Source organism: Sphingomonas bacterium (assembly GCF_028292945.1).
Taxonomy (GTDB): Bacteria; Pseudomonadota; Alphaproteobacteria; order Sphingomonadales; family Sphingomonadaceae; genus Sphingomonas.
On the sequence record NZ_JAQGLJ010000074.1, the window covers coordinates 1 to 3,838 of the forward strand.

A 3,838-nucleotide genomic window follows, 5' to 3' on the forward strand; every position below is an offset into this window, starting at 1 on the left:
TCCAGGCCGGGTTCGAGACGCTGACCGAAGCCGGCTACGCCCCGGAAATGGCCTATTTCGAGTGCCTGCACGAGGTGAAGCTGATCGTCGACCTGATGTACGAAGGCGGCATCGCCAACATGCGCTATTCGATCAGCAACACTGCCGAATATGGCGATATCACCACCGGCCCGCGGATCATCACCAGCGAGACCAAGGCGGAGATGAAGCGCGTCCTGGCCGATATCCAGGGCGGCCGCTTCGTCAAGAACTTCGTCCTCGACAACCGCGCCGGCCAGCCCGAGCTGAAGGCCGCGCGCAAGCTGGCCGCGGCCCACCCGATCGAGCAGGTCGGCGAACGGCTGCGCGCGATGATGCCGTGGATCGGGGCGAACAAGCTGGTCGACCGGGCGAAGAACTGAGGGGCAGGGGAACAGGTACCGACCGCGGCATCTAGCCCCTCCCCGGCGGAAGCCGGGGAGGGGTCTGAGGCACGAGCAGCAAGCCTTCTGCTACCTGCTACTTGCTCGCCGCTCCTAACCCCTCATTCCGCCTTCAGCGCAAAGTCCACCCGCGCCGTGATCGTGGCCGGGTTCGTGCCCGTCATCACCGGAGCGCTCGTCGGCACCGACACCGGGGGGGGGCACATTCCGTCCCGCGACTCCTCGGCATACATCATCGGCACCGCACCGCCGCGACCGCCATCCTGGATCGCGACCACCCGCACGACGCGCAGCGCGGCCGCCGTGGCATAGGCGTCCGCCTTTGCCCGTTCCGCCTTGTACGCCAGCCCATGCGCGGACAGCGTCGCCGCTTCCGGGTCGGCCACCGTCAGGTTGGGTCCCGACAGCACGTTGGCCCCCGCCCCTGTCGCCGCCGCGATCGCCGCGCCCGCCTTGTCGACCTGCCGCACCTTGACGGCGACCGTATTGGACGCCTCGAACCGACCCCGGTCCTTGCCGTCGCCAATGCGGCTGATACTGAGTGAGCTGGTCTGCACGTCCCTCTCGACGACACCCTGCACCTTCAGCGCCGCGACGATCCGCGCCACTGCCTCGTTCGCGCGCGCGCTGGCGGCCTCGAGTGTCGGCGCGATGTTCTCCAGCCCGGCGGTGAACATCGCCTGGTCGGGCCGGCTCTCCGCGCGGACGGTGCCCGACACGCTCAATAGCGTCTCGGCCGCGTTCAAGCCCGCGGCGGTCAGCCTTGTCGCCGCCGCCTTCGGCCCCCAGGCCCAACCCCAGCACCAACACTGTTCTGACCATGCAACGCTCCGTTTCCAATCCGCCACCCAACAAAGCCGAATCGATGCTGTCCTACAGGGCTGGGTGCTGCTAGAATCCCCGTCGAGCCTTGCCTCTCCACGCGCTGCGCGGCTCGGTCCCAACTGAGCGGGAACAGCGCGATGGTGTGACCTTGGTGTGACTTTCCGACCTGTCCGTACCGGAGAACGACCATGCGCCTATTGCCCCTCGCCGCCGTCCTGCTCGCCGCCACCGCTGTCGCGCAAGCGCCACCGGCAAAGCCCGGTGCACGGGACGCCACGCGCGTCACCGGCGGCACCTACACCGTCGACCCCGGCCATACGCTGATCACCTGGACGGTCGATCACCTGGGCTTTTCCAGCTATTCCGGCATTTTCGGCGACGCGACCGGCACGCTTCAGCTCGATCCGAAGAACCTTGGCTCCGCCATGGTCGACATCACCATCCCCGTATCCAAGGTGACAACCGCGAGCAGCGGCCTGACCGGCCACCTGCTGCGCGCCGGCAAGGACGGCGGCAAGGCCGATTTCTTCGGCGCCAACCCCGCACCCGCGCGCTTCGTCTCCACCCGCGTCGTCGCGCGCGGGCAGGCCGCGACGATCACCGGCAACCTGACGCTCAACGGCGTCACCCGGCCGGTCACGCTCGCCGCGACCTTCTACGGCGCTGGCAAGGCGCCGGCGATGATGGGGGGCAAGGAGAATGTCGGCTTCAACGCGACGGGCACGATCATGCGTAGCCAATTCGGCGTCGGCTATGGCATCCCGATGGTCTCGGACGCGGTCAAGCTCGACATCCAGGCCGCGTTCCAGAAATAGGTGGGCTAGGCGGTCTGCAGCAGGTCCAGAAAACCGGCCGCTGTCTCCGGCGAGGCGCGGCGGAGCAGATCGCGCAGCCGCGCTTCGAAGTCATCGGCCCGCTCGCCGCGGCGCCGGTCGGCCATCGACCATTGGCCGAACTCCCGCGCGGCGACCCCCTTGTCGCTCAGCACGTCGATCTCCCGATGGCGCGGGTCCTGCCTGATCCGCGTCATCGTCTCCTCCACCGCCTCCGGCGAGCCTTCCAGCACCTGCACGAAGCGGTGACCGTCACTGAACAACAGGCCTGTAACCCCGTCGATCGCATTGTTGTGGCGGGATGATTCGTAGATCGGACCAAGCTGGATCGTCGACTCCGCCGGGCGGCTGACGCTGACATAGAGGAGCTGACGCTAGATGGTGTTTCCATGCGCCGCCGGCGCAGGATTGTCGATTGATGGCGGATAGCGGCTGGACAGCGGCACGTCGGCGACGGTAGCGTCCTGACCGTGTTCAGCCTCACCCTTCGACTTACGCGCTCTTAGGCGCGCTCGCCCCACCGGCGTGGCCTTGGCCCGCTTCCGCGCCTAAGGTCTCCTCGCTTCCCGCCCGAAAAGGCCGAGCCATGCTGCGCGATCCGTCCGTCAAATACCGTCCCTTTCCACCCGTCGACCTGCCCGATCGGCAGTGGCCGGGGCGCACGATCACGCGCCCGCCGCGCTGGCTGTCCACCGACCTGCGCGACGGCAACCAGGCGCTGATCGACCCGATGGACGCGGAGAAGAAGGCGCGGTTCTTCGACCTGCTGGTGCGCGTCGGGCTGAAGGAGATCGAGGTCGGCTTCCCCAGCGCGGGCGCGACCGAGTTCGACTTCATCAGCGGGCTGATCGTATCCGATCGCGTCCCCGACGATGTCGCCATCCAGGTGCTGACGCAGAGCCGCCGCGACCTGATCGAAACCAGCTTCGCCTCGCTGCGCGGCGCGAAGTCGGCGATCCTGCACTTCTACAACGCAGTCAGCCCGGCGTGGCGGCGCGTCGTCTTCGGAATGGATCGCGCCGAGATCAAGCAGATCGCGGTCGACGCGGCCAAGGTGGTGCGCGACGAAGCGGCGAAGCAGCCGAACACCCACTGGCAGTTCGAATACAGCCCAGAGACCTTCTCGACCGCCGAGCTCGATTTCTCACTGGAATGCTGCGAAGCGGTGATGGCGGTTCTCCAGCCCACGCGCGAACGCCCGCTCATCTTCAACCTCCCCGCCACCGTCGAATGCGCGACGCCCAACATCTATGCCGACCAGATCGAATGGTTCGGCCGCCACATCTCGCGCCGCGACGCCTGCGTCATCAGCCTGCACACGCATAACGATCGCGGCACCGGCGTCGCCGCTGCGGAGCTGGGCATGATGGCGGGCGCGGATCGCGTCGAGGGCTGCTTGCTCGGCAATGGCGAGCGCACCGGCAATTGCGACCTCGTGACGCTGGCGCTCAACCTGTACACGCAAGGCGTCCACCCTGCCCTCGACCTGTCCGACATCGACGAGGTGGTGCAGACGGTGAACTACTGCACGCAGCTTCCCGTCCACCCGCGCACGCCGTACGCGGGCGACCTGGTCTTCACCGCCTTCAGCGGCTCGCATCAGGACGCGATCAAGAAGGGCTTCACCGCGCAGGGGCAGCGCAACGATCAGCTGTGGGAGGTGCCCTACCTCCCCATCGACCCCGCCGACCTCGGCCGCAGCTACGAGGCGGTGATCCGCGTCAACTCGCAATCCGGCAAGGGCGGCGTCGCCTGGGT

General features: G+C 67.6%; 3 protein-coding genes and 2 pseudogenes. 3 read left to right on the forward strand and 2 right to left on the reverse strand.

What is annotated here, in order from left to right; translation table 11 throughout:
- Positions 1-401: pseudogene (locus JWN21_RS09000) on the forward strand (ketol-acid reductoisomerase); the annotation flags it as partial.
- A 122-nt stretch (positions 402-523) separates the two neighbouring features.
- Here JWN21_RS09000 and JWN21_RS09005 read toward each other — a convergent pair.
- Positions 524-1,168, reverse strand: coding sequence for an SIMPL domain-containing protein (locus JWN21_RS09005; protein ID WP_299648667.1), 645 nt, complete (start codon positions 1,166-1,168; stop codon positions 524-526).
- A gap of 267 nt (positions 1,169-1,435) precedes the next feature.
- Between JWN21_RS09005 and JWN21_RS09010 the strand changes: the two genes are divergently transcribed.
- On the forward strand, positions 1,436-2,062 hold the full coding sequence (locus tag JWN21_RS09010; RefSeq protein ID WP_299648671.1) for a YceI family protein: 627 nt from the start codon (positions 1,436-1,438) through the stop codon (positions 2,060-2,062).
- A gap of 5 nt (positions 2,063-2,067) precedes the next feature.
- Here JWN21_RS09010 and JWN21_RS09015 read toward each other — a convergent pair.
- Positions 2,068-2,439 (reverse strand): annotated as a pseudogene (locus JWN21_RS09015) (BLUF domain-containing protein); the annotation flags it as partial.
- Between the two features lie 227 nt (positions 2,440-2,666).
- On the opposite strand from JWN21_RS09015, the gene JWN21_RS09020 reads away from it, so the two are divergent.
- A partial coding sequence (locus tag JWN21_RS09020; RefSeq protein ID WP_299648673.1) for a 2-isopropylmalate synthase occupies positions 2,667-3,838 on the forward strand: 1,172 nt, incomplete at its 3' end.